This window comes from Pseudoxanthomonas japonensis (assembly GCF_010093445.1).
Taxonomy (GTDB): domain Bacteria; phylum Pseudomonadota; class Gammaproteobacteria; order Xanthomonadales; family Xanthomonadaceae; genus Pseudoxanthomonas_A; species Pseudoxanthomonas_A japonensis.
This window is the reverse complement of sequence record NZ_PDWW01000001.1, coordinates 33,403-60,212: the sequence shown is the minus strand read 5'-3', so window position 1 is coordinate 60,212 and position 26,810 is coordinate 33,403. Positions and strand designations below refer to the sequence as shown.

At 68.3% G+C, this 26,810-nt stretch carries 23 protein-coding genes; 13 read left to right on the top strand and 10 right to left on the bottom strand.

Translation table 11 applies throughout. The features are described 5' to 3' along the window. Window positions 1-41: 41 nt before the first annotated feature. Window positions 42-818, top strand: coding sequence for an AMP nucleosidase (locus tag CSC78_RS00265; protein WP_162335905.1), 777 nt, complete (start codon window positions 42-44; stop codon window positions 816-818). 1 nt (window position 819) lies between these two features. Here CSC78_RS00265 and CSC78_RS00260 read toward each other — a convergent pair whose 3' ends face one another. Continuing rightward, window positions 820-1,479, bottom strand: coding sequence for a trypsin-like peptidase domain-containing protein (locus tag CSC78_RS00260; protein WP_162335904.1), 660 nt, complete (start codon window positions 1,477-1,479; stop codon window positions 820-822). A 128-nt stretch (window positions 1,480-1,607) separates the two neighbouring features. On the opposite strand from CSC78_RS00260, the gene CSC78_RS00255 reads away from it, so the two are divergent. The 4 genes from CSC78_RS00255 to CSC78_RS00240 are packed head-to-tail and all read left to right on the top strand — an operon-like array spanning window position 1,608 to window position 4,149. Beyond that, a complete protein-coding gene (locus CSC78_RS00255; RefSeq protein WP_162335903.1) occupies window positions 1,608-2,627 on the top strand; it encodes a hypothetical protein in 1,020 nt (339 codons plus the stop codon). A gap of 22 nt (window positions 2,628-2,649) precedes the next feature. Then, window positions 2,650-3,159, top strand: a complete 510-nt coding sequence (locus CSC78_RS00250) for a hypothetical protein (RefSeq protein ID WP_162335902.1) — start codon at window positions 2,650-2,652, stop codon at window positions 3,157-3,159. A 48-nt stretch (window positions 3,160-3,207) separates the two neighbouring features. Then, window positions 3,208-3,576 carry a VOC family protein gene (locus tag CSC78_RS00245; RefSeq protein WP_162335901.1) on the top strand — a complete coding sequence of 123 codons (369 nt, stop codon included), beginning with the start codon at window positions 3,208-3,210 and terminating at the stop codon, window positions 3,574-3,576. Window positions 3,577-3,609: 33 nt separating this feature from the next. Beyond that, the gene (locus tag CSC78_RS00240; protein WP_162335900.1) at window positions 3,610-4,149 is read left to right on the top strand and encodes a DUF924 family protein; all 540 of its coding nucleotides are present in this window, start codon (window positions 3,610-3,612) and stop codon (window positions 4,147-4,149) included. Window positions 4,150-4,347: 198 nt separating this feature from the next. Here the strand turns inward: CSC78_RS00240 and grxD are convergent, their stop codons facing one another. Further along, on the bottom strand, window positions 4,348-5,277 hold the full coding sequence (gene grxD / locus CSC78_RS00235) for a Grx4 family monothiol glutaredoxin (protein ID WP_162335899.1): 930 nt from the start codon (window positions 5,275-5,277) through the stop codon (window positions 4,348-4,350). Between the two features lie 39 nt (window positions 5,278-5,316). Here grxD and CSC78_RS00230 point away from each other — a divergent pair, with 39 nt between their 5' ends. Next, window positions 5,317-6,144 (top strand): polysaccharide deacetylase family protein, encoded by an 828-nt coding sequence (locus tag CSC78_RS00230; protein WP_202924084.1) that lies wholly within the window; start codon window positions 5,317-5,319, stop codon window positions 6,142-6,144. Between the two features lie 289 nt (window positions 6,145-6,433). On the opposite strand, the gene CSC78_RS00225 is transcribed toward CSC78_RS00230, so the two are convergent. The 3 genes from CSC78_RS00225 to CSC78_RS00215 form a co-directional block, all read right to left on the bottom strand. Continuing rightward, complete coding sequence (locus CSC78_RS00225) at window positions 6,434-7,081, bottom strand: SGNH/GDSL hydrolase family protein (RefSeq protein ID WP_162335897.1); 648 nt, start codon at window positions 7,079-7,081, stop codon at window positions 6,434-6,436. A gap of 213 nt (window positions 7,082-7,294) precedes the next feature. After that, the gene (locus CSC78_RS00220; protein ID WP_162335896.1) at window positions 7,295-7,630 is read right to left on the bottom strand and encodes a hypothetical protein; all 336 of its coding nucleotides are present in this window, start codon (window positions 7,628-7,630) and stop codon (window positions 7,295-7,297) included. A gap of 22 nt (window positions 7,631-7,652) precedes the next feature. After that, complete coding sequence (locus tag CSC78_RS00215) at window positions 7,653-8,933, bottom strand: pyridoxal phosphate-dependent aminotransferase (RefSeq protein WP_162335895.1); 1,281 nt, start codon at window positions 8,931-8,933, stop codon at window positions 7,653-7,655. A gap of 102 nt (window positions 8,934-9,035) precedes the next feature. Between CSC78_RS00215 and rsgA the strand changes: the two genes are divergently transcribed. Further along, window positions 9,036-10,160, top strand: a complete 1,125-nt coding sequence (rsgA, locus tag CSC78_RS00210; RefSeq protein ID WP_162335894.1) for a ribosome small subunit-dependent GTPase A — start codon at window positions 9,036-9,038, stop codon at window positions 10,158-10,160. Between the two features lie 29 nt (window positions 10,161-10,189). On the opposite strand, the gene CSC78_RS00205 is transcribed toward rsgA, so the two are convergent. Beyond that, entirely contained in the window at window positions 10,190-10,861 is a 672-nt protein-coding gene (locus CSC78_RS00205) for a YajG family lipoprotein (RefSeq protein ID WP_162335893.1), read from the bottom strand. A gap of 83 nt (window positions 10,862-10,944) precedes the next feature. Beyond that, complete coding sequence (gene gltS / locus CSC78_RS00200; RefSeq protein ID WP_162335892.1) at window positions 10,945-12,147, bottom strand: sodium/glutamate symporter; 1,203 nt, start codon at window positions 12,145-12,147, stop codon at window positions 10,945-10,947. Window positions 12,148-12,229: 82 nt separating this feature from the next. Between gltS and CSC78_RS00195 the strand changes: the two genes are divergently transcribed. Both CSC78_RS00195 and CSC78_RS00190 read left to right on the top strand, forming a co-directional pair. Further along, window positions 12,230-13,468 carry a flavohemoglobin expression-modulating QEGLA motif protein gene (locus tag CSC78_RS00195; protein WP_162335891.1) on the top strand — a complete coding sequence of 413 codons (1,239 nt, stop codon included), beginning with the start codon at window positions 12,230-12,232 and terminating at the stop codon, window positions 13,466-13,468. 48 nt (window positions 13,469-13,516) lie between these two features. Next, complete coding sequence (locus tag CSC78_RS00190; protein WP_162335890.1) at window positions 13,517-14,161, top strand: response regulator; 645 nt, start codon at window positions 13,517-13,519, stop codon at window positions 14,159-14,161. Window position 14,162: 1 nt separating this feature from the next. On the opposite strand, the gene CSC78_RS00185 is transcribed toward CSC78_RS00190, so the two are convergent. Both CSC78_RS00185 and CSC78_RS00180 read right to left on the bottom strand, forming a co-directional pair. Next, on the bottom strand, window positions 14,163-15,077 hold the full coding sequence (locus CSC78_RS00185) for an AEC family transporter (RefSeq protein ID WP_162335889.1): 915 nt from the start codon (window positions 15,075-15,077) through the stop codon (window positions 14,163-14,165). Window positions 15,078-15,099: 22 nt separating this feature from the next. Then, window positions 15,100-17,742, bottom strand: coding sequence for a hybrid sensor histidine kinase/response regulator (locus CSC78_RS00180; RefSeq protein ID WP_162336183.1), 2,643 nt, complete (start codon window positions 17,740-17,742; stop codon window positions 15,100-15,102). A gap of 137 nt (window positions 17,743-17,879) precedes the next feature. Between CSC78_RS00180 and CSC78_RS00175 the strand changes: the two genes are divergently transcribed. The 4 genes from CSC78_RS00175 to CSC78_RS00160 all read left to right on the top strand — a co-directional run bounded on the left by CSC78_RS00175 (window position 17,880) and on the right by CSC78_RS00160 (window position 26,081). Continuing rightward, window positions 17,880-19,235: a dicarboxylate/amino acid:cation symporter gene (locus tag CSC78_RS00175; RefSeq protein ID WP_162335888.1), complete on the top strand. Its 1,356-nt coding sequence runs from the start codon at window positions 17,880-17,882 to the stop codon at window positions 19,233-19,235. A 46-nt stretch (window positions 19,236-19,281) separates the two neighbouring features. Next, window positions 19,282-22,350: a TonB-dependent receptor plug domain-containing protein gene (locus CSC78_RS00170; RefSeq protein WP_202924083.1), complete on the top strand. Its 3,069-nt coding sequence runs from the start codon at window positions 19,282-19,284 to the stop codon at window positions 22,348-22,350. A gap of 25 nt (window positions 22,351-22,375) precedes the next feature. Continuing rightward, window positions 22,376-23,668, top strand: coding sequence for an alpha/beta hydrolase (locus tag CSC78_RS00165; RefSeq protein ID WP_162335886.1), 1,293 nt, complete (start codon window positions 22,376-22,378; stop codon window positions 23,666-23,668). A 115-nt stretch (window positions 23,669-23,783) separates the two neighbouring features. After that, on the top strand, window positions 23,784-26,081 hold the full coding sequence (locus CSC78_RS00160; protein WP_162335885.1) for an NADP-dependent malic enzyme: 2,298 nt from the start codon (window positions 23,784-23,786) through the stop codon (window positions 26,079-26,081). A gap of 15 nt (window positions 26,082-26,096) precedes the next feature. Here CSC78_RS00160 and CSC78_RS00155 read toward each other — a convergent pair whose 3' ends face one another. Next, the gene (locus tag CSC78_RS00155) at window positions 26,097-26,696 is read right to left on the bottom strand and encodes a hypothetical protein (RefSeq protein WP_162335884.1); all 600 of its coding nucleotides are present in this window, start codon (window positions 26,694-26,696) and stop codon (window positions 26,097-26,099) included. Window positions 26,697-26,810: the final 114 nt, after the last annotated feature.

Genomic DNA, 26,810 nt, shown 5'->3' with positions numbered 1-26,810 from the left:
GCCAGAATCGCCGGTACAACAACAAGAAAAAGAGGCTAGGCATGAAGGACAAGAACGAGATCGTCGACAACTGGCTGCCGCGCTACACCGGCGTGCCGCTGGACCAGTTCGGCGAGCATGTGCTGCTGACCAACTTCGGCGGCTACCTCAACGTGTTTTCGCAGCTCACCGGCGCGCCCATCGTCGGCCTGGACCGGCCGATGGCCAGCGCCACCGCCGACGGCATCACCATGATCAACTTCGGCATGGGCAGTCCCAACGCCGCCACGATGATGGACCTGCTGTCGGCGATCATGCCCAAGGCGGTGCTGTTCCTCGGCAAGTGCGGCGGGCTGAAGCGCAAGAACGAGCTGGGCGACCTGGTGCTGCCGATCGCGGCGATCCGCGGCGAGGGCACCAGCAACGACTATCTGTTGCCGGAAGTGCCGGCGCTGCCGGCATTCGCGCTGCAGCGTGCGGTGTCCACGATGATCCGCGACCTCGGCCACGACTACTGGACCGGCACGGTGTACACCACCAACCGCCGCGTGTGGGAGCACGACCTGGCGTTCAAGGAGCGCCTGCGCGCGATGCGTTGCATGGCCATCGACATGGAAACCGCCACCGTCTTTGCCGCCGGCTTCGCCAACCGCATCCCCTGCGGCGCGCTGTTGCTGGTCAGCGACCAGCCGATGATCCCGGAAGGGGTGAAGACCGAAGCCAGCGACGCCAAGGTCAGCTCCTCGTTCGTCGAGAACCACATCACCGTCGGCATCGAAGCGCTGAAGCTGATCCGCCGCAACGGCAAGTCGGTGCGGCATCTGCGGTTTGACGAGTGAGCTACGGCAACTTCTCGAGCAAATCTCTAACCCAGTAGGCTTCAATTATCCCAGCATTAGTTTCATGCTGGGATAATTCTTCCTTGGTTGTTCCGTGTATTGGATGCTCAACAACATAGCCAGAGATCGTTCCTACTATGCGGACATCGCTGGGCTTGTTTGGAGGTGCCCACACAACGGGACCTCCTGAGAATCCCTTGTTGTTGTGGCCATCGAGAAAGAGCGTGTTGAATCCGTGTCGCTCAAAGTCTGTTGCTGACACGAGAGCGGCTTTCACGAAAGGAAGCGGATAGCCACGATTAATGCCGCGATCACTGGTTCGCATTCCGCGCGGGTATCCCAAGAAATACGCCCATGTGCCGATGATTAAGCCGGCAGGGTTGAGTGACATTGGATGCCTTGGCGAAATATCTTCATCAAGTAGGAAAACTATGGTGTCTGCGGACCGGCTATCGGCGTTAAACACTACGGTGACAGGTACGCGAACCCAGTTGTCCCTACGATAGATGAGCAACGAAGTGATATCGGGAGAACCGTCGAAGGTGTGTGAGGCGGAGACCAAATACTGCCGATCTCCCTTTTCTATCGTGTAGGCCGTAGCAAGTTTCTCGTTATGGAAGATCTGAAACACTCGCTGGATAATGCTGGTGGTAACGTACACGGCATACCCTCGCGTTAGTGTGGATGGATTCCTGGTCGCTCGTGATCAGCATAAGATGAAATCACGTTGATTGATCGGGTTATCACTCTGCCGAACGATTCTGGTTAGGGAGGCTGTTGCCACGGCCCATGTTCTCGATGCCATCATCTCGATTGAACATCGGCGCTGACAGCATGAAAGCCCTGACAAGGAGCTGGTCGATGAAGAAGGCGGGAAATCTGGGTGTACGGATGGGTTTTGCGGTCGTCCTGATCGCATCCTTGGGCGCAACTGCCGCCGAAACGTCCACGGAGACCCCTGCCGGGTCCGTTTCTATCGAAGCGAACCACAAACAGCTCAAGGAGATAGAAGAGTCGACACGAGACGACGCACGCGAGCGCGCCCGCCAGATGACGGAGGCGTTTGATCGCGATCTCGCAGAGGCCTATGCGCCGGAGCGCCTGGCGACCGCGTCCGACGAGGAACTGGAGGAACTGTTCCAGGCTGCCAGCCGCGTCGTCTTCTATGCGCATGCACCGGCGCATGCGGTACTGCTGCAGCGGACCGCGCAGTCTCTGGACACGCGGTCGAAACTGACCGACGAGCATCGCCGCGATCTGTACCGCGCCTGGGTGGTGACGCGTCAGTTCGACAATGCCAATGCCCTGGCGCGCACGCATCCCGACTTGCAGCTGCAGGCATTGCCACCGATCCCCACTGCCGATGCGCCCGGGGCGGGCCGCGTCGTGGTGTGGCGGCCGGCGGACGATGCCGAGGGGTTGTCCGCGCAGGTCGTCGAACAGGATGGGCCGACGCGCGTGGTCGTGCTGTCGCACCCGCGTTGTGGCTTCTCGCAGCGCGCCATTGCCGCGATAGAGGCGGACCCTGTGTTGTCCGCACGGCTGGGCCATGCACTGTGGCTGGCACCGCCCAACGGGTCGCTCGACCTGCGCGATGTCCAGGCGTGGAACCGCGCGCACCCCGGTGCACGCCTGAGTTACGCGGTGGCAATGGGCGACTGGCCGCAGTTCGACAGCTGGGCGACGCCGGTGTTCTATTTCATGCGCGAAGGACGCGTCGTGGCGACCGTCACGGGCTGGCCGCGGGAGGGCCGTGCACGCGAGCTTCATGACGCTTTCGCTTTGATGGATGCACGGGAAGACCCCTGAGGAGACAAGGATGCAGGACCACATGATGCGCAAGCGATGGATCGGCATGGCGTTGGCCATGTCGTTCGGAAGCACGGCAGCGGCGGCCGAGACGCCCGTGGAGACCGAAGCCCGCAACGCCGCCGCCGGGTTCGCCATCACCACCAGCCTCACGCTGCTGGAAGCGCTGGGCAAGCAGTGCGGTACCTACGAAGGCGAGGCCGGCAGCCAGGCGCGAGTGGCGCTGCAAAGCTGGCAGCAGCGCAATCACCGCTATCTGGAACCGTCGCTGCAACGCGTGCTGATGCTGACCGATGCCGTCGCCGCGACGGCGGGCGAGGCAGAAGGCAAGGCGTTCGCCAACGCGCGCAAGGCCGAGTTCACCGACGCCGCGCGCGAGGCACTGCTGGTGATGTTTCCCGGCGGTGAGGTGACCAACGAAGCGTGTGCGAGGATCGTGGCGTCCGCCGAAGAGGGAGCATACGACTACCGCCGGCACGCGGAGTTCTTTCCTACACTGCAATCCATGGAGCGGTCCGGCACAGGCAAGTGACCGCCGACAAGCGCGTCATCGAGACGTCATCCCGACGGGAGGGATCGCATGAACCTTGAAACCATCGAGATGAAGGCCTTCGTCCCCGCGCGCGATCTGGCCGAGTCCATCGCGTTCTACGAGGCGCTCGGCTTCGCGGTGACGATGGAGTCGGACGACCTGGCCTATGTCCAGCACGGCAAGACCGCCTTCCTGCTGTCGCAGTTCTACCTGCGCGAGCACGCGGAGAACTTCGTGATGCACCTGCTGGTCGAGAATGCGGACGACTGGCACCGGAACGTCGAAGCATCGGGTGTCGTGGACAGGTTCTCCGTCCGCGTCAGCACGGCGGACGACCGGCCCTGGGGCCTCCGTGACTTCACCCTGATCGACCCGATCGGCGTGCTGTGGCGCATCGGGCATGTCCTTCCGGGCTGAGGCCCGACACTTCATCCGAGTACGAGGCAGCGCATGAACGAATCCAACGACGTCATCACCTTCTGGAAGAACGCGGGCTACGAGAAGTGGTTCGCCAACGACGATGCATTCGATGCCGAGTTCGACCAGCGCTTCCGCGGGCTGCACTTCCGTGCGGCGCGACGCGAACTGGAAGGCTGGATGGGCGATGCCGAGGGTGCGCTGGCGTTGATCCTGTTGCTGGACCAGTTCCCGCGCAACTGCTTCCGCCAGAGCGCGCATTCCTATGCCACCGATGGTTTGGCGCGGCACTACGCCGAGCGCGCCATCGAAGCCGGCTTCGATGCGCAGGTCGATCCTGCGCTGAAGATCTTCTTCTACATGCCGTACGAACACTCGGAAACGCTGGCCGACCAGCAGCGCTCGCTCGACCTGTTCCGCGCCACCGGCAACGACGACTACATCAAGTACGCGCAGCTGCACTACGACCTGATCGCCCGCTTCGGTCGCTTCCCGCATCGCAACGAGGCGGTCGGCCGTACCTCCACGCAGGAAGAGCGCGACTACCTGGCGGGCGGCGGCTTCAAGGGCTGACGTAGGGTGGGCCTTGGCCCACCATCGCCATGCCTCACGACTGCGATGGAGGGCGGAGTCCGATCATGGTCGGCACGGTTTGACACATCGCAATGGCGGGCCAGGGCCCGCCCTACGGAACGCCGGCCTCACTCATCGCGCAAAAAGAAAGCGGGCCGCAGCCCGCTTCCTTTGGATCGCCGGTGACGCCCCGGATGATCAGTACTTGCTGATCGTGCCATCCACATCGTCGGCCCAGGCATTGATGCCGCCGGTGATGTTGTGGACGTTCGAGAAGCCGAGCGCGCGGAATTCTTCCGCCGCCTGCTGGCTGCGACCGCCGCTGCGGCACAGGAAGGCCAGCGCGGTGTCCTTCGGCAGCGCTTCCAGCTCGGCGCGGCCGGCGCCGTCGAAGGTCTTGAAGGGCAGCTTCACCGAGGTGATGGCGCGCTCGTCGCCCGGGCGCACGTCGACGATCAGCACCTCGCCGGCGCGGGCCTTGGCGTCCGCGTCGATCGGCGACAGCGCCTGCACCGGCTTCGGCGCGTTGGGGTTGTCGATGGCCAGGCCCTTGCCGCGGATGTCGTCCACCCAGTCGATGGTGATGCCGTCCGCGCGCCGCGCGCTGGCCAGGTCGAACTGCACGCGCACGCCGTTGGATTCGCTGGCGATGGCGTTGGCGTCGAACTGCGCCAGCTGGAAGTTCGGCTGGAACTGCGCGTTGATCGACAGCGCCAGCGACGCGCCCGGGCCAGCGTCGGCCACGGCATTCTGCAGCATCTCGGCGGCGGCAGAGGTGATGGTGATCGCCGGCGGCGTGCGGTCGGGGGCCTGCAGGCCCAGCACGGTGGCCAGTTCGCCGGAGTTGGTCATCTGCTCGATGATGTCGCTGCCGCCGACCAGCTCGCCGTCGATGTACAGCTGCGGGATGGTCGGCCAGTCGCCGTAGACCTTGATGCCCTCGCGGATCTCCTGGTCGGCCAGCACGTTGACGTGCGCGTAGTCCACGCCCAGCGCCGACAGCGCGCCCACCGCCTTCGCCGAGAAGCCGCACTGCGGCATGGTCGGCTGGCCCTTCATGAAGAGCACCACGCGGTTGGACTGCAGGAGGGATTCGATGCGCGAGCGCAGGGCGGGGTCGAGGGACATGGACGGCTACCGGTAAGCGGGAGGGGAATTTTACGCCCCATGGCATCATGGGGCATGAGCACGACAGGAACACTGCATCGTCCGCCGCGCCGTCCCGGACTGATATTGGGCCTGCTGGCGCTGTCGCAAGTGGGCGTGGCCTGGCTGTGGTGGCGGTATGGCTGGGCCCTGGGCCTGCCGGTGATGGCGGCCACCCACCTGCTGGTGGTCTGGGCCACGCTGTACCCGCGCGCCGCCGTGTTCTGCCCGGCGCTGTCGCGGTTGCCCACCGCTGAACGCGTGGTCTGGCTGACCATCGACGATGGCCCGTCGGCCGACACGCCCGCGATGCTGGACCTGCTGGACCGTCATGGGGCGAAGGCGACGTTCTTCCTCGTGGGCGAGCGCGCGCTGGCGCAGCCGGGGGTCGTGCAGGCCATCCGCGACCGTGGTCACGGCATCGGCAACCACAGTGCCACCCATCCGGACACGCGCTTCTGGCGCCTGGGTCCCGGCGCGCTGGAAGACGAGATCGGCCGCAACCAGTCCATCCTGACCGCCATCACCGGCGACACCCCGCGCTGGTACCGCAGCGTGGTGGGCATGACCAATCCCTTCGTCGGCCTGTCGCTGAAGCGCCACGGACTGACCCGGGTGGCATGGAGCGCGCGTGGCTTTGACGGTGTCGACTGCCAGCCGCACCAGGTGCTGGCGCGCATCACCCGCGACATCGCGCCCGGCGCCATCGTGCTGCTGCATGAAGGCGCGAAGCACGGGCACAACGTGGCGATCCTGGCGCAGCTGCTGGCGTGGCTGGAGGCGCAGGGCTATCGCACCGTGTTGCCGGAACCGGATCCGGTACCCATGACGGACATTGCGGCCGCGTAGCGTGCGCCCTGCGCACGACCCGCGATGACGGGTTCACGCGCGGCGGTCATGGCGCGGTGAAAGTCCATGCGTTAGCGATGGATCCCCGCGCCGTGCGCATGGCGCACGCTACGTGGGCGATCGCGCAGCCCGTGGTCCCTAATCCTTCTCCCTCCGGGAGAAGGTGGCGCGCAGCGCCGGATGAGGGTGCGGCGGCATCGGGTGGCCCACCGCCGATGGTGTCGCCGGACCCTCACCCCAATCTCTCTCTCTCACAGGGACTTCCTACGGTCGCCGGTGGGAGAGGGGCTCAAGCGAGCAAATGATGCGCGACGGGGAACGCCAGCCGCGTCCACTCGGTGTACATCGTGGCGGACGGATGCAGGCCGTCGTCGGCGAGCATCGCGGGTTCCGCACCACGCGCACGGCTGACCGGGGTGATGTCGACGAAGGCGACGCCGCGCTGCGCACAGACTTCGCGCGCGGCGAGGTTGTAGGCATCCAGTTCGCGCGCGATCTGCGCGAGTTCGCGGCCGGACTGGGCGGCGAACGGAGTGACGCTCCAGTCGGGGATCGACAGCACCAGCACGCGGTCGGGACGGTTGCGGGCGAAGCCGATCGCACGCCACAGCAGCGCGGCGAACTGGGTGCGGTACTCCTCCACGTCGCGGCCGCGGTACTGGTTGTTCACCCCGATCAGCAGGGTGACGAAGTCGTGTTCGCCCAGTGGTTCGGCGGCGGTGATCGCGGCATCGAGTTCGTCGGTGGTCCAGCCGGTGGTGGCGATGATGCGTGGATCGCTGAGCAGGATGCCTTCCATGCGCAACAGCCGCGCCAGCTGCATCGGCCAGCGGCCGGCGTCGTCCACCGCTTCGCCGATGGTGTAGGAGTCGCCGAGTGCGAGATAGCGCAGCTCGGTGGTGAGGGCGGTGGTGTGCAGGCGTGTGGTGGTCGTCATGGCGACATGATGCGCCCTTCCCGCCTTCTGTAGGAGCGACGAACCCTGCTCGTGGGAGCGACGTAAGTCGCGATGGGCCGCCCCGATGACACCTGTTCGCGACTTACGTCGCTCCCACGGGATGCAGTGACACCGGCTTGCATGACCGTGGGATGCATCGAGCCGTCAGTGCTCACACCCAATGGGGAGTAGCGTATCCGTGAAGGAAAAGGTCTAGCACGTCTCCCGGGTGATGCGACCTTCGCCGAAGCTGTCGTGCTGGAGCAGCATCCTCCGACCCGAGGGAAGCTGGATGGCCGCCTGCCAGACCACCGAGTCGATGCCTTCCATGCGGAACTGGATAACGAAAGGCCGGCTGTTCCGCACAGCGGCGTCGACGCACGAGCGTGCGGCCTCAAGCTCGCCCGGAGTGCCAGCAATACCGCAATCGGGCAGCGGGACGTCCGATGCTGCGACGATCTCGGAGGTCAGTGGCGACAGCGGTCGGCGCACATCCGCGGATACCGGGGACGTCAACAGGAAGAGCGGCAGTAACCAGGTGAGGCGCAATGATCCGCCCGTCGATGTGCGCCTACGCCGCCGCCGGCCGCGGCTTGCCCTTGATCGGCACCACCTTGGTGGCTGCTTCGGCGCGGCGCGACAGGGCGCGGTCGATGCGGGCGAAGACGTCGCGCATCGTGGCCGCTTCCGGCAGCAGGGTGACACGGAAGTGGTGGCGGTAGGGCACGTTGAAGCTGGAGCCCGGGACGACCAGCACGCCTTCGGTTTCCATCAGTTCCAGCGCGAACGCGTGGTCGTCGAAGTTCTTCGCCGCGTCGCCGACCACCGCCGGGAACGCGTACAGCGCGCCGGCCGGGTTCACCAGCTCCAGGTGCGTGCTCGCTTCGCAGGCCTCGATCACTGCGCGGCGGGTTTCATACAGGCGGCCGCCGGGTGCGCACAGTGCGCTGATGGTGTCGGGGCCGTTGACCGCCGCGTCGATGGCGTACTGGCCCGGCACGTTGGCGCACAGGCGCAGCGCGCTGAGCAGGTCCATCGCATGCAGGAAGTCGCGCACCACGTCGCCGTGGCCGGACACCACGCCCCAGCCCACGCGCCAGCCGCAGGCGCGGTGCACCTTGCTCAGGCCGCTGAAGGTGATGCACGGCACGTCGCCGGCCAGCGGTGCCACCGGCACGAAGGTCGCGCCGTCGTACAGCACTTGGTCGTAGATCTCGTCGACCATCAGCAGCAGGCGGTGCTTCGCCGCGATGGCGACGATGCGCTCCAGCAGCTCGCGCGGATAGGTCGCGCCGGTCGGGTTGTTCGGGTTGATCAGCACGATGGCGCGGGTGCGCGAGCTGATCAGCTGTTCGATCTCGTTCGGATCGGGCAGGAAGTCGTTGTCCGGATCGCAGCGGTAGTACACCGGGCGGCCGTCGTTGAGGATGGTGGCGGCCGACCACAGCGGGTAGTCGGGCGACGGCACCAGCACTTCGTCGCCAGGATTGAGCAGCGCGCGCAGCGACAGGTCGATCAGTTCCGACACGCCGTTGCCGACGAACACGCGGTCCGGATGCGCGTCCGGCGTACCGCGTCTGGCGTACGCCGCGGCGATCGCGTCGCGCGCCGAGGGCAGGCCCTGCTGGTGCGTGTACGGATCGGTGCGGCCCATGTCGTCGGCGATCGCGCGCTGCAGGTGTTCCGGCGCGCGGAAACCGAACGCGCCCGGGTTGCCGATGTTGAGCTTGATCAGCTTCTGCCCCTGCGCCTCCAGCTCCCGGGCTCGCCGTGCCAGTTCGCCCCGGATCTCGTAGCGGACTTCGGACAGGCGTTCGCGCGTGGCGAGCGGTTTGACGGGCGGGGTGGACATGGCGGCGACCGCGGGTAGGCGAAATAAGGGAGGGCGGCCAGCTTAACGGATATTTAGCCTGCCCGGCCCCGCCGGCTTCAGCCCACGTCTAGAATGCGCGCCATGCCCGAAACCCCTGCTCCCCGCGTGTCCGACGTCACCCTTCTGCGCGCCATCGGCTGGCCGTACACGGGCGAGCCGACGGACCCCGTATGGCGCGAGGCGATGGCCGCACACCCGACCGCCACCCCGGCGCGGGTCAGCGAGCAGCACCGCTCCGGCTACGTGGTGGCCGATGCCCCCGGCGACGGGGTGAGGGCCGAATCGCTGCCGGAGTGGCAGCGCCCGCGCTTTCCCGCCCATGAGCGCCCCGCGGTCGGCGACTGGGTGCTGCTGGAAGACGCGACGTCGAAGCGTCCGCGCATCGTCGCGCTGCTGCCGCGCCACACCGGCATCAAGCGCGGCGCCGCCGGCGAGCATTACCACCAGCAGGTGATCGCGGCGAACATCGATACGGTGTTCATCGTCTGCGGCCTGGATGCCGACTTCAATCCGCGCCGCATCGAGCGCTACCTGCTGCTGGTCGGTGGCGGTGGCGCACAGCCGGTGGTGGTGCTGACCAAGGCCGACCGCACCGAGTACGCCGACGACGCGGTCGAGGTGCTGGCCGACCTCACCGCGCAGGGCGTGCCGGTGTTCACCGTCAACGCGAAGGATCCGCAGAGCGTCGCGCAGCTGGCGCCGTGGCTGGAGCTGGGCCATACCGTGGTGCTGGTCGGCTCGTCGGGCGCGGGCAAGTCGACGCTGACCAACACGCTGCTCGGCGACGAGCGCATGAAGACCGGAGAAGTGCGCGAGAGCGATTCGCGCGGCCGCCATACAACGACGTTCCGCGCGCTGATTCCGTTGCCGGCTGGAGCATGCCTGATCGACACGCCCGGCATGCGCGAGCTGAAGCCGACCGGCGAGGAAGACCTGGCCGATGGCGGTTTCGCCGACATCGAAGCGCTGGCCGAGCAGTGCAAGTTCCGCGACTGCTCGCACGATCGCGAGCCCGGCTGCGCGGTGCGCGCGGCGATCGAGCGCGAGGAACTGGACGAAGGCCGCTTCCTCAACTACCTCAAGCTGCGCGACGAGGTCGCCGCCGCCGCCGACAAGCTGGCCTCGCGCCTGGCCGACAAGGCGAATGCCAAGGTGCAGAACAAGGCGCTGAACAAGCGGCTGACGGACAAGTACGGGAAGCGTTGAGGCGCGCCGTCCGGCGCGCCTCGCACGACTTACAGTCCGGCGTCGTCGAACGCCTTTTTCTGTTGCTGCAGGTAATCCTCGAACGCGCGGTCGTAGGCCTGCTTCCAGTTGTCCTCGCGGCCTGTAGGCGCGGTCTTCTTGCCGTAACCCGCCGCGCCGGCGCTTCGCACGCTGCTGCCTTCGAAGGCCATCGTGGTCTTGATCTTCGACTCCATCGAGACGACCCAGAAGCCGGGCGTCAGCCAGGCCCAGAACTCCTGGATGCCGACCTTCACGCGCAACGCGTCCGCAGGCGCGGATTCGCCGGCCGCCAGCACGCGATAGCCGCGCTGGCGCAGGCCGTCGGCCACCAGGTCGCGGACGATGGTGGAGACGCTCTGCGGCGGCGTCAGCTGGATATCGCCGATGGCCTTGCCGTAGCCATTGCGCTTGCGTGCGATGGCCTGCAGACGCCCTTCCGCATCCAGCGCGTAGGACGCGCCTTTCTTCAGCGAGGGAATGCTAGGGTCACGCGGGTTCTCTTCGAACGTGCGCTCATCGACGACGGCATCGATGACGGCGACCTTGCCCTCGGTGGCGACGTGGCTACCGGATGACGGTACTGCGAGCTGCACGTAACTGCGGCTGGTCGCGCAAGCGCCGAGTAACAGAAGCGCCGGCACCAGGAACAGGGCGCGCAGGCGCCCGGATGACATCGACATGGAATCCCCTTCCAGTAGGCCCGCACCCCGCGGGCGAGCCACGATAGCGAGGCGTGTCGACCGCCCGCAAGAGGATTTAGGCCTCAATCCCAGAGATTGATGAACCCGGTGATGATCAGCGCGTTGGTGAAGTCGATGAAGAACGCGCCGACCAGCGGGGCGACGAGGAAGGCGCGCGGCGCCATGCCGTAGCGTTCGACCAGGGTGCGCATCACCGCCATCGCGTTCGCGGTGGTGCCGAGCATGAAGCCGATGAAGCCGCCGCCCATCACCGCGGCGTCGTAGTCGCGGCCCATCACGCGGAACACCACGACGCAGAACAGCGCGACCAGCGCCACCTGCAGGCCCAGGTTGACCAGCAGCGGCGCGGCCAGGCCGGCCAGTTCCCACAGCTTGAGATTCATCAGCGCCACCGCCAGGAACAGCGCCAGGCACACGTTGCCGATCAGGTCCGTCGTCGCCACCGGCAGGCCGATCCAGCCGGTGCGGTCGTCGATGTAGCGGATCAGCGCGCCGACCATCATCGCGCCCACATAGGCCGGCAGCGTGAGCCCCGCAGCGGACAGGCCCGCACTGACGCCGGCACCGGCCCACATCGCCACCAGGATCACCACGATGCTCTTCAGCGCCGCGGATTCGCGCGTGGCGAAATCAGGCGTGTCGCGCGCGCCGGTCGGTTCGGCGGCGGATTCATCGGGCTTTCCCAGGCGCACGCCGCCGTAGAGTTTGTGGCGCCGGATCAGCACCGTGGCCACCGGTCCGCCCAGCAGGCCGCCGCAGACGATCCCCGCCATCGCCGAGGCGACCGCGATCGATTCGGCACCGGTGACGCCGGCCTGCTCGAACAGCGGCGCGAACGCCAGACCCGTTGCAGGACCGCCGGTCAGCGTGGTGGAACCGGCCAGCACGCCGAACAGCGGATGCAGGCCGAAGCCCATCGCCACCGCCATGCCCAGCAGGTTCTGCACGATGGCGAAGCCGCTGGCCAGCAGCAGGAAGATCACCACCTGGCGCCCGCTCAGCTTCAGCAACGCCACGCTGGCGTTGACGCCGATGGTGGTGAAGAAGGCGATCATCAGCGGCGTCTGCAGGCTGGTGTCGAGGGTGAACAGGGTCACTTCGTGCTGGCGCGCGACCAGCACCGCCAGTGCGACCACCAGGCCGCCGATCACCGGCGCCGGCAGGTTGTACTTCGAGAACAGCGGGACCACGCGGCACAGCGCATAGCCGAGGAAGAGCGCCAGGCCGGCGAAGGCCAGGGTCTGCACCGCATCGAGCTCCAGCATGCTGCCCCCGCAACTGTTGAAGAACCCCGAGCATAGTCGAGTAGTGGGCTGCGTGGGCTACAGTGGCGTACGGAGGATCCGCATGCAGCCCGACATCGCCCATCACGCCGCGCTCGACGCGCGCCTGGTCAAGGCCGCGCGCGGCGTCAAGCTGCTGAGCCTGGCCAGCTGGCCGGCCGACGTGCAGGCGCCATTCCTCGACGGCGCGGCGCGCGGGCAGCCGCAGTTGCCGGTGATCGACTATCCACGGCTGGACTTCGGCGAAGCACGTCGCGAGTTCGCCGCCATCGCCGCTGCCGCCGACGAAACGCATCCGCTCGGCCGTTACCTGCGCGAATCGGTGCACAGTTGGGACATCGCCGCGCAACTGCTGGAATCGCTGGGCACGACGGCGGTGACCACGCATTCGATCGCGCTGTTCGGCACGCCGGAAGCGTGCCTGCCGGGCGACGGGCCGACCACGCGCGATGCGGCCGGCCACTTCATCGCCATCGCCAACGAACTGGACCATGAACTGCTGTCGCCCGAGGAGCAGGTACCGGTGTCGGCCACCGCGCTGCAACTGCAGTTGCAGTCGGACCTGGACGACTTCTTCGACGGCCGCGTGATCACGGTGGAACTGGATCCCCTGCTGATCGCCAAGGCGGCGGCGGGTGCCACCCGTATCCGCCTGCGCCAGGGCGCGGCGTTCAGCGACTACGACCGGCGGCAGCTGCTGCAGCATGAGGCGCTGGTGCATTCGCTGACAGCCTTGAACGGCCGTGAGCAGGCGGTGCTGCCGAGCCTGTCGCTGGCGTCGCCGCGCGTCACCGCCACGCAGGAGGGGTTGGCCACGTTCGCGGAGCAGATCACCGGCAGCATCGACATCGAACGGATGAAGCGCATCAGCCTGCGCATCGAAGCCGTCGCGATGGCGCTGGCCGGTGCGGACTTCATCGAGGTGTTCCGCTATTTCACCGACGCGGGCCAGAATCCGGCGGAAAGTTTCTCCTCGGCGCAGCGCGTGTTCCGCGGCGTGCCCACCACGGGCGGCGCGGCGTTCACCAAGGACACGGTGTACCTGCGTGGCCTGATCGGCGTGCACACCTTCTTCCGCCGCTCGCTGCAGCAGGACCGGCTGCGCCTGTGCCGCCGCCTGTTCGCCGGCAAGATGACGCTGGAGGACGTGGTGCTGTTCGAGCCGCTGTTCGACAGCGGCGTGCTGGCGCCGCCGCGCTGGCTGCCGAGCTGGGTCAGCCGTGCCAACGGCCTGGCCGGCATGCTGGCGTTCTCGCTGTTCGCCAACCGGATCCGCTTGGACAAGCTGTCGGCGGACGCCTAGCCACAAAGTGGTACGCGACGCGTGCGCGGGTGGTGGCACACTGGGCGCATGAGTTCGCCTTCCATCCTCGTTGCCGACGACCATCCGCTGTTCCGCAATGCGGTGATCCATGCGCTGCGCGGTGCGCTGCCCGGCGCCACGGTGGCCGAGGCCGCCAGTGCCGCCAGCCTCGGGCAGGCGCTGGATGCACGCCCGGATACCGACCTGGTGCTGCTGGACCTGACCATGCCCGGCGCGCACGGTTTCTCGGCGCTGCTGCATGTGCGTGGCGAGCATCCCGAGGTGCCGGTGGTGGTGATCTCCTCGAACGAGCATCCGCGGGTGATCCGCCGCGCGCAGCAGTTCGGTGCGGCTGGCTTCATTCCCAAGTCGTCGCCGGCCGAGACCATCGGCGAGGCGGTGACGGCGGTGCTGGACGGCGGGGCATGGTTTCCGCCGCTGACCGTCGAACGTTCCGAACAGGATGCCGCGCTCGCCGCACGTCTGGCGCAGCTGACGCCGCAGCAGTTCCGCGTGCTGCTGTGCCTGGCCGACGGCCTGCTCAACAAGCAGATCGCGCACGAACTCGGCCTGGCCGAGAACACGGTGAAGGTGCATGTCACCGCGATCCTGAAGAAGCTGGAATGCCACAGCCGCACGCAGGCGGCGGTGCTGGTGAAATCGCTCGAACCGGAAGGTCCGCCGGTCGAGTGACTCAGCCCAGCCAGGCCGGCAGCTGCATCGCCAGCGGTACCGTCGCCGCGGCGAACAGCGTCTGCCAGGTCACCAGCGACGCCATCAACGGCGCGTCCCCGCCCATCTGCCGCGCCATGATGTAGGCGTTCGATGCGGTCGGCAGTGCGGCGTAGAAGCAGGCCGCCACCGTCACCGGCTTGCTCGCGCCGAGCCAGCGGCAGATGAGCACCGCGAGCAGCGGCAAGGCGAGCAGCTTCAGTGCGGACGTCGCGCCGAGCAGCAGCGGACGGACGTGGTCGCGGCTGAACTGCAGGCCGCCGCCCACGCACAGCAGGCCGAGCGCCAGCGCCGCGTCGGCGAGGATGTCGAGCGTGGCAGCCAGCGGCACCGGCAGCGGCAGCCCGCTCAGGTTGAACAGCAGGCCGGCCAGCGTCGACAGGATGATGGGGTTGCGCGCCAGCGCCAGCGCAATGCCGCGCGCGCTGGCATCGCCGCTGCCCCACACCGCCAGCGCGACGACGGCGATGACGTTCACCGCCGGCAGGCAGATCGCCAGCGCCAGCATCACCATCGCGGTGGTCTCGGGCGGGAACAGCAGCGCCGCCACCGCCAGGCCGAAGTAGCTGCTCGGACGCACCGAGCCCTGCACGACGGAGGAGCGGCTGGGGTCGGGCAGGCGCGATGCGAACCGCAACGCCAGCAGCACGATGCCGGTCAGCAACAGGGTGGGCAGCAGCGCGGCCAGCGACAGGTCGAGGGCATCGGTGGCAGACAGCTTCAACCGTGCCGCGCCGACGAACAGCAGCGCCGGGAACGCCACGTAGAAGGAAAACCACTCCATCGCCGGGAACAGCCCCTCGGGCACGCGCCGCATCCGCCGCAGCGCGGCACCGAGCAGCACGATGGCGAGGACGGGAATGACGTAGGTCAGCATCGGATCGGCATCGGGTCGGTCCTCAGCGCGCGCGGCGTACGTGGAGCTGGGTCATCAGTGCGCGCAGCGCCGCGGGTTTGACCGGCTTGGCCAGGAAGCCCCAGCCGCGTTCCAGCGCCAGCGCCCGAAATGCGTCGTCGCGCTCGGCGGTGACCAGAATCACCGGCGGCGCGCTGCCCCAGCGTTCGCACAGATGGGCGTAGAGCGTCGGTCCGTCGGTGTCGCCCAGGCGGACGTCGAGCAGCAGCAGATCGGGTGGCTGGCCCGGCGCGGCCGCCGCCATCGCCTCGTCCGGTCCGGCCGCCAGCCCGACGTCGCATTCCCAGCGCTGCAACAGCGCGCGCGTGGCCTCGCAGACGCGCGGATCGTCGTCCACGCACCACACGCGACGTCCACGCAGCGGCGAGCCGTCGTCGACGTCGGCCAGCACCGCCGGGCTGTCGGCAACGAGCGCGTCGGCGGCCCCGCGCGGCAGTTCCACCCAGAACACGCTGCCGCGCCCCAGCTGCGAGCGCAGGCCGATGCGGTGGCCGAGCAGGCGGCCGATGCGCTCCACGATGGCCAGGCCGAGCCCGGCACCACGGTCGCTGGCGACGCCGTCGTTGAGGCGGCGGAACTCCTCGAAGATCTCGGTCTGCAGGCTGTCGGGAATACCCGGCCCCTGGTCGTGCACCTCGATGCGCACGCCATCGCCGGTGCGGCGCACGCCGAGCAGCACGCGCCCGCGCGGCGTGTAGCGGATCGCGTTGGACAGGAAGTTCTGCAGGATCCGCCGCAGCAGCGCTTCGTCGCTGCGCACGACGGCGCGCGTGCGCACACTGTCCAGCACCAGCCCGCGTTCCGTTGCGGCCATGCCGAACTCGCGTGCCAGCGCCTCGAGCAGCGGCGCCAGCGCGAAGTCGCGCACGCGCGTGGGCAGTGCGCCGGATTCCAGCCGGGCGATATCGAGCAGGCTGTTGAGGATGGCGTCCTGCGCGGCCAGCGCGTTGTCGACGTGGTCGGCGATGCGGCGCGCCTCGTCCTCGTGCAGGCGCCCGCGCAGCGCGGACACGAACATGCGCGCCGCGTTCAGCGGTTGCAGCAGGTCGTGCACCGCCGAGGCGACGAAGCGGGTCTTGTAGCGGTTGGCGTTCTCCGCCGCCAGGGTGGCATCGGCGAGCGCGCGCGTGCGCTCCTCCACGCGGTGTTCCAGCGCGTCGGCCAGCGAACGCAGGTCGCGGGCGGCGTGCTTGTAGCTGGTGATGTCGGCGTAGCTGGTGACGAAGCCGCCGTCCGGCAGCGGATTGCCGCGGATCTCCAGCACCACGCCGTCGTCCTTCTCGCTCTCGCGCATGTGCGGCTTGCCGCTGCGCAGGTGCTCGAGCCGGCGCTGGATCGCCTCTTCCACCGGGCCGGGACCGAGCAGGCCACGGCGCGCGTTGTGGCGGAACACGTCCTCGATCGGCCGGCCGACGTGGATCAGGTCGGGCGGGAAGCGGAACAGCTCCATGTAGCGCGAATTCCACGCCACCAGCCGCAGATCGGCGTCGATGATGACCACGCCCTGCGGCAGGTGCTCGAGGCTGCGACTCAGGCCGGCGTCGGCCGAGCGCGCCGCCTCGACGATGCCGTCCTGCGCGGTGCGCAGTTCCTGCGCGTGCTGCTGCAGCACGGCTTCCAGTTCCTCGCGGCTGCGCCGTTGCAGCAGCGCGGTGCGTCGGCGCTGCTGCACGAACAGCGCCAGGAACGCCAGCGCCAGCCAGCCGCCGCCGGCGGCGAGCGCGGCGCTGCGGCCGGCGGCGGTGATCGCCGAGGCGTCGTGCAGCAGGTGCAGCTGCCAGTCTTCCTCGGGCAGCGCCATCGACTGCCACAGCAGGGTGCCGGCCAGCGCCGGATCGCGCATCTGCACGCGGTGCGCGCCGTCGCCGGAGGCCGACAGGTCCTCCCATCGCAGCGCGGTCAGCGTCTGCCGCGCGTACTGGCGCGTCGCGGTCAGCTCGCGGCGGTCGGCGGCGGTCAAGGTCCGCAGCGTGCGGTAGCGCCAGGCGTCCTGGCTGGCGAGGAAGACCACGCCGTGCGCATCGCTGACCAGCACGATGTCCGGCGTCTGCAGCCATTCCTGCTCCAGCGCGTCCAGCTCGATCTTGATGACGATCAGCCCGATGACCGTGCCACCGTCGCCGGTGATCGCCTGCGAGAGGAAGTAGCCGGGCTCGCCGGTGGTCAGGCCGATGCCGTAGAACTGTCCCTGGCCGTCGCGCAGCGCCTGCTTCACGTAGGGGCGAAAGCTGTAGTCCTCGCCGACGTTGCTGGTGGGTTCGCGCCAGTTGCTGGCGGCCAGCGCGATGCCGCGGCGGTCGATCAGGGTCAGCGTCGACGAGCGGGTGACGCTGTTGGCGTCTTCCAGACGCTGGTTCAGTGCGTTGCGGCGCGCATCGTCGACCTGGGAGACCAGCGCGGCGCGCAGGTCCGGGTCCTGCGCCAGCACCTGCGGCAGCGTGCGGTAGCGGTCGATGCGCTGCTGCAGCGCCTGCGCGTGCAGGTCCAGCTGGCGGTCCAGCTGCGCGGTTTCCGTGCGTTGCGCCCGCGCACCGGCCCAGTGGTAGGCCAGCGTCATGACCAGCGCCGCGCCGCCGAGGATCGCCAGCACGACGGACAGGATCTGGCGGTGGCGGCGGGCACGCAGCATGGGCTGCAGTCTAAAGGTGCGGCGCAGCATCGGGGCGGGCTAGTACCAATAGGTTATCGGTGCGGCGGCGTTGCGGGGGTACAACATGCCGGCCCCGATCCCGCGGGCGACGCCATCCGTCCCGGAGCCCTGCCATGCAACTGGCCGATACCCCGTTCGTGCCGCCGCCGAAGCAGCCGCTGTACCGACAGCTGTATTTCCAGGTGATCGTGGCCATCGTGCTGGGCGCGCTGCTGGGGCATTTCGAGCCGGCGCTGGCCGAATCGATGAAGCCGCTGGGTGATGCCTTCATCAAGCTGGTGAAGATGATCATCGCGCCGGTGATCTTCCTGACCATCGTCACCGGCATCGCCGGCATGACCCACCTGCGCACGGTGGGCCGCGTGTTCGCCAAGGCGATGGCGTACTTCCTGTTCTTCTCCACGCTGGCGCTCGTCATCGGCATGATCGTCGCGCACGTGGTGCAGCCCGGCGCCGGCATGAACATCAATCCGGCCGACCTGGACCGCTCGGCGGTCGACGACTACGTGCAGAAGTCGCACGAGCTGTCGCTGGTCGGCTTCCTGATGGACATCATCCCGAAGACGCTGGTCAGCCCGCTGGTGGGCGACAACATCCTGCAGGTGCTGTTCGTGGCGGTGCTGTTCGGCCTGTCGCTGGCGATGGTCGGCGAGAAGGGCCGGCCGGTGCTGAACCTGCTGGAGGCGCTGACCGCGCCGGTGTTCCGGCTGGTGCACATCCTGATGCGCGCCGCGCCGATCGGTGCGTTCGGCGCCATCGCCTTCACCATCGGCAAGTACGGCGTCGGCATGCTGGTCAACCTGGCATGGCTGGTCGGTTCGTTCTACATCACGTCGCTGCTGTTCGTGATCGTCGTGCTCGGCCTGGTGTCGTGGTGGTGCGGCTTCTCGATCTTCCGCCTGATCCGCTACCTGAAGGCGGAGCTGCTGCTGGTGCTGGGCACGTCGTCGTCCGAGTCCGCGCTGCCGTCGCTGATGGAGAAGATGGAGCGCGCCGGCGCGTCGAAGTCTGTCGTCGGCCTGGTCGTGCCGACCGGCTACTCGTTCAACCTGGACGGCACCAACATCTACATGACGCTGGCCGCGCTGTTCATCGCGCAGGCCACCAATACCGAACTGAGCCTGGGCCACCAGATCATGCTGCTGCTGGTGGCGATGCTGAGCTCGAAGGGCGCCGCCGGTGTCACCGGCGCCGGCTTCATCACGCTGGCCGCGACGCTGGCGGTGGTGCCGGAAGTGCCGGTCGCCGGCATGGCGCTGATCCTCGGCATCGACCGCTTCATGAGCGAGTGCCGCTCGCTGACCAATTTCACCGGCAACGCCGTCGCCACGCTCGTGGTCGCGCGCTGGGAGAACGCGCTCGACCGCGACGCGCTGGCGCGCGCGCTGGGTGGCCCGTCCGCCCCGATCGCCGCCGCGCCGGATCCGGCCGCAGGCCCCGGCGACCCGACACGACTCACGGCCGACTGACGCCGGCCAACCACGTCTTCAGAGGAGGGACTGAACGATGCATGCCTTGAACCCACGCCGCGCCCCGTTGCGCAGCAGCCTGACGCTGGCCCTGCTGGCGGTGATCCATGCCGCCGCGGCGCAGGACACCACGCCGCCGGGCGAGCCCGTACCGCCTTCGGCCACGACCGAAGAAGCGACCAACCTCGACGCGGTGGTCGTGGTCGGCTCGCACATCCAGGGCGCGTCCACGACCGACGCGCTGCCGGTGATGGTGGTCGGTGCGGAACAGATCGATGCCGCCGGTGCGATCTCGGGCGACGAACTGATGCGCACCATCCCGCAGATGGGCGACGTGCTGTTCGATGCGTCCAACAATCCGCAGACCAGCAACGCCGCGCGCGGCGACGTCAACTCGGTCAACCTGCGCTCGTTGGGTGTCGGCAACACGCTGGTGCTGCTCAACGGGCGCCGGCTGGTGCAGCATCCGACCAGCCAGGGCACGTCCGACACGGGCACGGTGCCGGTGCAGAGCTTCAATTCGAATGCGATCCCGGTGTCGGGCCTGGACCGCATGGAGATCCTGCTCGACGGCGCGGCCGCGATCTACGGTGCCGATGCGGTGGCCGGCGTGGTGAACACCGTGCTGCAGACCGACTTCGACGGCGTCAGCGCCAGCGCGCGCTACGGTGGCGCCGAAGGCACCGGCATGAACGAGTTCGAGTTGAACCTGTTCGCCGGCCGCAACTTCGACCGTGGCAACGTGTCGGCCTTCGTCAACTACGTCGACCGCTCCGAACTGATGGCGGAAGACCAGGACTTCACCGCGACCGACGACCTGCGCGCGCTGTGGGCCGACTATCCGGACTTCGCCGGCCTGGCCGCGCTCGATGGCCGCTCGTCGCACACGCCGTGGGCACGCCTCACCGTCGGTCCGCGTGCGGTGATCCGGTCCAACGGTACCGCCGTGACGAACACCGCGGGTGCCTTCCGCATCCAGCCGTCGAGCTTCGGCTGCGGCGTCAGCCTCGGCAATGATCTCTGCCTGGCCAGCGGCAACCACAACTTCAACACCACCAACCGCGAGATGCGCTACGACACGCGCCACGGCACCAGCGTGCGGCCGTCGGTGGAGCGCATCAACCTGTTCCTGACCGGCCACTACGACGTCAGCGACAACGTCGAGGCGTTCGGCGAGGTCGGCTTCTACCATGCGGTCAGCGAAGCCACGCAGCCGCCGGTGGTGAACCTCAACAGCCTGTGGATTCCCGCGACCAACTACTGGAACCCGTTCGGCGCCGCCACGCTGCCCGACGGCACGCCGAACCCGAACCGCCTGCCTGGCCTGACCGGCGTGCCCGTGGCCGGCCTGCCGGTGCAGATGAGCAACTACCGCTACGTCGACACCGGTTTCCAGCGCGTGCGCGTGGAGAACTACCAGGCGCGCTTCCTCGCCGGCCTGCGTGGCGAGTGGAACGGCTGGAACTGGGAAACCGCGCTGCTGTACTCCGAGGCCGAGGCCGAGGACCGTTCGCCGAACATCAACATGACGAAGCTGCAGCAGCAGCTGGCGCTGGCCACGCCGGACGCCTACAACCCGTTCAGTGGCGGCTGCGTGTCCACGCCGACCTACGGCGACTGCTCGCCGAGTTCGCAGGCGGCCATCGACGGCATCGTGTTCGACCTGGTGCGCGAGTCGCGTACCACGCTGACGATGGCCGATTTCAAGATGAGCCGCGGCGACCTGTTCTCGCTGCCGGCCGGCAATGGCGGCATGGCCTTCGGTGCGGAAGCACGCCGCGAGACGCAGCGCGACGATCGCGATGCGAATCTCGACGGCACCTACACCTTCACCGACATGGTCACCGGCGAGACCAACCTCAGCAACGTCGCGGCGGTCAGCCCGAATCCGGACACCCGCGGCTCGCGCAACGTCGGTTCGGCCTACGTCGAGTTCGCGGTGCCGCTGGTGTCGGAAGACATGGGCATTCCGCTGGTGCATCGCCTCGACATGCAGCTGGCCGGCCGCTACGAGCACTACTCCGACTTCGGCTCGGTCGCCAAGCCCAAGGTGGCGCTGGCGTGGGACCTGGTGGAGGGCGTGCGCCTGCGCGGTTCGTACTCGGAAGGCTTCCGCGCGCCGAACCTGGAGCAGACCAACGCGACGCAGTACGCGCGTCTGGCCAGTGGCGTGGACCACATCCGCTGCGAAGCCGACCTGCGTGCCGGTCGCATCGCTTCGTTCAGCGAATGCGGCCAGAGCACCTCGGGCGCGTCGCTGCTGGTGGCCGGCAATCCGGACCTGGAGCCGGAAGAGAGCACCAACACCTCGTTCGGCGTGGTGTTCCAGCCGACCTTCATTCCGGAGCGCTTTGGCAGCTTCACCTTCACCGTCGACCGCTGGAAGATCAAGCAGGAGCAGATCGTCGGCCTGCTCGGCGCGCAGACCGCGCTGACGGTGGATTACCTGGCGCGCGTGGGTGGCGGCAGCAATCCGCTGGTCGTGCGCGAGGCGCCGACGCAGGAAGACATCGACGCGTTCGCGGGCACCGGGATCGATCCGGTGGGTCGCGTCGTCGCCATCAACGACCGCTTCATCAACCTGCAGCCGCAGACCGCGGGCGGACTGGACTTCGGCGTGGACTGGTCGCTGCGGCGCACGCGCTTCGGTTCGTTCTCGGTCAACCTCAACGCGACCCGCCTGCTGGAATTCACCCGCGATCCGGGCGACATCGTCAATGCGCTGTACGCCGCGCGCGCGGCGGGCACCATCGATCCGCTGACGCCGCTGCCCGACTCCACCCAGTTGATCGGCCAGAACGGGCGCCCGGAATGGCGCGCCAGCGGCTCGCTGACGTGGAACAAGGCGGCGTGGCGCGTGGGGTACTCGGCGCAGTACATGAGCTCGTTCGAACAGCCGCAGCTGCTGGGTATCTCCGGCAACCCGTGGGTGGTCGAGCAGCGCCTGACCCACAACCTGTACGGCCAGTACCGCTTCCCCGATGGCACGGCTGTTCGTCTGGGCGTGCGCGACCTGACCGACGAGGGTCCGTCGCTGGCCGATGGCGGTTACCGCGGTTCGCTGCACAATCCGTGGGGTCGCTACTGGTACGTCAACATCGCCCGCTCGTTCTGAGGAGGACGCAGGCCCGATGCGAAGCATGAGTCGCCGCTGGATCGTTGCCGCACTCGCCGTGCTGGGCACGGCCGCCCTGCCTGCCGGGGCGGCCGAGGCCGACAGCGCCGCGACGTTCGCACCGGTCGCCTGTCCCGCGTCGGTCGGCGCGCAGGTCGACTGCCACGAGGCCCGCGATGCGAACGGCGCCTGGGTGCTGGTCGCGATGCCGAAGACATGGAACCGCCGGCTCATCGTGCACGCGCACGGCGGGCCGCGGCTGGGCGCGCCGGAAGCGGGCGATTCGGCGGAAGACCTGGACCGCTTCGCGGTGATGGTGCGCAGGGGCTATGCGTGGATCGGCAGCACCTACCGCCGCGGTGGCTATGGCGTGCGCATGGCGGCGGCCGACGTGGACGTCAGCCGCCGCGTGTTCTGGTCGCGCTGGGGCAGGCCGGAGCGCACCTTGCTGCATGGCCAGTCCTGGGGCGGCAACGTGGCGGCGAAGGCCGCCGAACTGTACGCGCTCGACATCGACGGACGCCCGAACTACGACGGTGTGCTGACCACCAACGGCCTGCTGACCGGCGGCACGCGCGGCTACGGCTTCCGCGCCGACCTGCGCGCGGTCTACCAGTACTACTGCCGCAACCATCCGGCCGCCGGCGAAACGCAGTACCCGCTGTGGCAAGGGCTGCCGGCCGGCGCCAGGATGACGCGTGACGACCTGCGCGAGCGCGTCGATGCCTGTACCGGTGTCGAGCAACCTGCGGCGAAGCGTACGCCTGCGCAGGCGGCGAACCTGCGCGACATCCTCGCCGTCACCGGCGTGGCCGAGAAGCAGCTGGTCGCGCACCTGGCGTGGGGCACGTTCCATTTCCAGGATCTGGTGCAGAAGCGGCTCGGCGGCCGCAATCCATTCGACAACACGACGACGCACTATCGCGGCTCGCGCGACGATGCGGCGCTCAACGCCGGCGTCGAGCGCTTCACCGCCGATCCCGCCGCCGTCGCCATGCTCGCCTACGACGCCGATCTTTCCGGCCTGATCGTGCTGCCCACCGTCACCGTGCATGCGCGCCACGATCCCACCGTGTCGTACGAGGCGGAAGCGGCCTACAAGGCCACCGTGGACGCCGCCGGCCGCGGCGATCTGCTGCTGCAGGCGCTGACCGACGAGCGCGACCACAGTCGCCTGCAGGACGCGACGTACGCCAGCGCACTGCAGGTGCTCGAACAATGGCTGGACAGCGGCAAACGCCCCGCTACCAGCGCATTCGCGGACACCTGCGGCCGTGTGTCGCAGGCGCGCGATGCCTGCCGTTTCATCGCGCCCTGAGCGCATGCCGCATGACCGTTGCATGACGCAGCGCCGCAACCGGCCGGGTCCGGCCCCGGCGGGGAAGGGGTAGAATCGCCGCTCCCCCGCCTTCATCACAGGCACCGTTTCCGCAATGACGAACGACGATTTCAAGCAGGCCGCGCTGGAATACCACCGCCTGTCTCCGCCGGGCAAGATCAAGGTCGCCCCCACCAAGCCGATGCTGACGCAGCGCGACCTGGCGCTGGCGTATTCGCCGGGCGTGGCCTACGCCTGCGAGGCGATCGTCGAGGATCCGAAAACCGCCAGCGAGCTGACTGCGCGCGGCAACCTGGTGGCCGTGGTCACCAACGGCACCGCCGTGCTGGGCCTGGGCAACATCGGCCCGCTGGCCGGCAAGCCGGTGATGGAAGGCAAGGGCGTGCTGTTCCAGAAGTTCGCCGGCATCGACGTGTTCGACATCGAGATCGACGAGACCGACCCGGACAAGCTGGTCGACATCATCGCCTCGCTGGAGCCGACCTTCGGCGGCATCAACCTGGAAGACATCAAGGCGCCGGAGTGCTTCATCGTCGAGCGCAAGCTGCGCGAGCGGATGAAGATCCCGGTGTTCCACGACGACCAGCACGGCACGGCGATCATCGTCGGTGCGGCGGTGGTCAACGCGCTGGAAGTGATCGGCAAGAAGATCGGCGATGTGAAGCTGGCCACCAGCGGCGCCGGCGCCGCCGGCATCGCCTGCCTGGACATGCTGGTCGCGCTGGGCCTGAAGCCGGAGAACATCCTGGCCTTCGACCGCGACGGCGTGATCTACACCGGTCGTCCGCACCTGGACCCGGACAAGGCGCGGTATGCGCGCGACACCGACAAGCGCTCGCTGGCCGAGATCGTCGCGGGCGCGGACATCTTCCTGGGCCTGTCGGCCGGCGGCATCCTGAAGCCGGAGATGGTCGCGACGATGGCGGACAAGCCCGTCATCCTGGCGCTGGCCAACCCGAATCCCGAGATCTCGCCGGCCGACGCCAAGGCCGTGCGCCCGGACGTCATCATCGGCACCGGTCGCAGCGACTACCCGAACCAGGTCAACAACGCGCTCTGCTTCCCGTACATCTTCCGCGGTGCGCTGGACGTGGGCGCGACGGTGATCAATGAGGCGATGAAGGTCGCCTGCGTGCATGCCATCGCCAAGCTGGCGCGGCGCGAGGCGTCCGACCTGGGCAGCGCCTATGGCGACGACGTGCCCTGCTTCGGTCCCGAATACCTGATCCCGCGCCCGTTCGATCCGCGCCTGCTGGTGGAAGTGGCGGCGGCGGTGGCGCAGGCGGCGATGGACAGTGGTGTCGCGCTGCGCCCGATCGCCGACATGTGGGCCTACCGCGAGAAGCTGGGCCAGTTCGTCTACCGCACCAGCCTGATGATGAAGCCGGTCTACGACCGCGCGCGCGCCGACAAGAAGCGCGTGGTCTACGCGGAGGGCGAGGAAGAGACCGTGCTGCGCGCGGTGCAGACGGTGATCGACGAAGGCCTGGCGTTCCCGATCCTGATCGGTCGTCCGGACGTGATCGAGGCGCGCATCCAGCGCCTGAGCCTGCGCATGCGCGCCGGCGTCGATTTCGAGATCACCAACCAGGACGACGACCCGCGCTTCAACGACTACTGGCAGCACTACCACGCGCTGACCTCGCGCCGTGGCGTGACGCCGTCGGCGGCGAAGAACCTGATGCGCTCGCGGCCCACGCTGATCGCGGCGGTGATGGTGGCGCGCGGCGAAGCCGATGCCATGATCACCGGCATCGTCGGTCGCTTCCACAAGAAGCTGGGCTACGTGCGCAGCATGATCCCGCTCGACCCGGGCGTGCAGTCGACCTCGGCCATGACCGGCGTGATCAACCACCAGGGCGCGTACTTCTTCCTCGACACGCATGTGCAGGACGACCCGACCGCCGAGCAGATCGCCGAGGCCACGCTGCAGGCGGCGTACCGCCTGAAGCTGTTCGGCATCGAGCCGCGCATCGCGCTGCTGTCGCACTCCAACTTCGGCAGCCACGAAACGCCGGGTTCGATCAAGATGCGCAAGGTCCGCGAGCTGTTGCTGAAGCGCAAGCCGGACCTCAACGTCGACGGCGAGATGCAGGGCGACACCGCGTGGGACGAGGTGCTGCGCAACCGCATCATGCCGGGCAGCACGCTGACCGGCCGCGCCAACCTGTTCGTGCTGCCGAATCTGGACGCCGCCAACATCGCCTACAACATGGTGCGCGTGGTGACCGACGGCGTGGCGATCGGTCCGATCCTGATGGGCATCTCCAAGCCGGTGCACATCCTGACCACCAGCGCCACGCCGCGACGTGTCATCAACATGACCGCCATCGCTGCGGTGGACGCGCAGATCCGCCTGCAGCGCGAAGCGGAGCGCAACGGACCGGGTTGACGGCGCACGCGTCCGTCACGGCGTGGCGAACGCATCGGCGGGGGGCGGCGCAGCGGCCTCGAAGCCGGCGGTGGCACGCGCCACCTCGGCGCGGTCGAGCGTCGATACTTTGCAGGACCGCGTGAGGAACAGGTCGGTGACGTGTTCGCGACGGCCATGCAGCTGCGCCTGCTGCGCCATCGTCGCCATGCTTTCCTGCTGCGCCTGCATGGTCCTGTCCATCGCATCGTACATGGCATCGGTGTTCGGCCGGCCGCCCAAGGACGACAGCGCACCAGCGGCCATGCCGGCACCCGGCACCAGGCCCAGCAGGGCGCTGCCGAAACTGCGCGCGCGCTGGCCGCCCATCATCTTCTTCTGCGCCTGGCGCATGTCTTCGGTGGACTGGCGCGCCAGCTCCATGGGATCGGCCGCCTTGGGCAAGGCGGCGATGCGGGCGCCCAGCCATTCGGCTTCGGCAAACAGCTGTTCGCAGGTCGCGTCGGAATCGCTGAGGCGGGACACGTTGGCCGCCTGCGCGAAGATGGACGGATCGGGCATCTGCGCCCGCGCGATGGGGGCCGTCGCCGCCAGCAGGACGCAGGCAGCGACAGCGGTACACGATGGAACGGACATGGCGGAACCGCTTCGGGCAGTGACGGGCCTGCGACTCTAGGCGTGGCCACCGCGACGCGCGCCGGCATGAAGTCCCTCGGACCAGCGTGCGCGGACGGACGTCACCGTGACGTC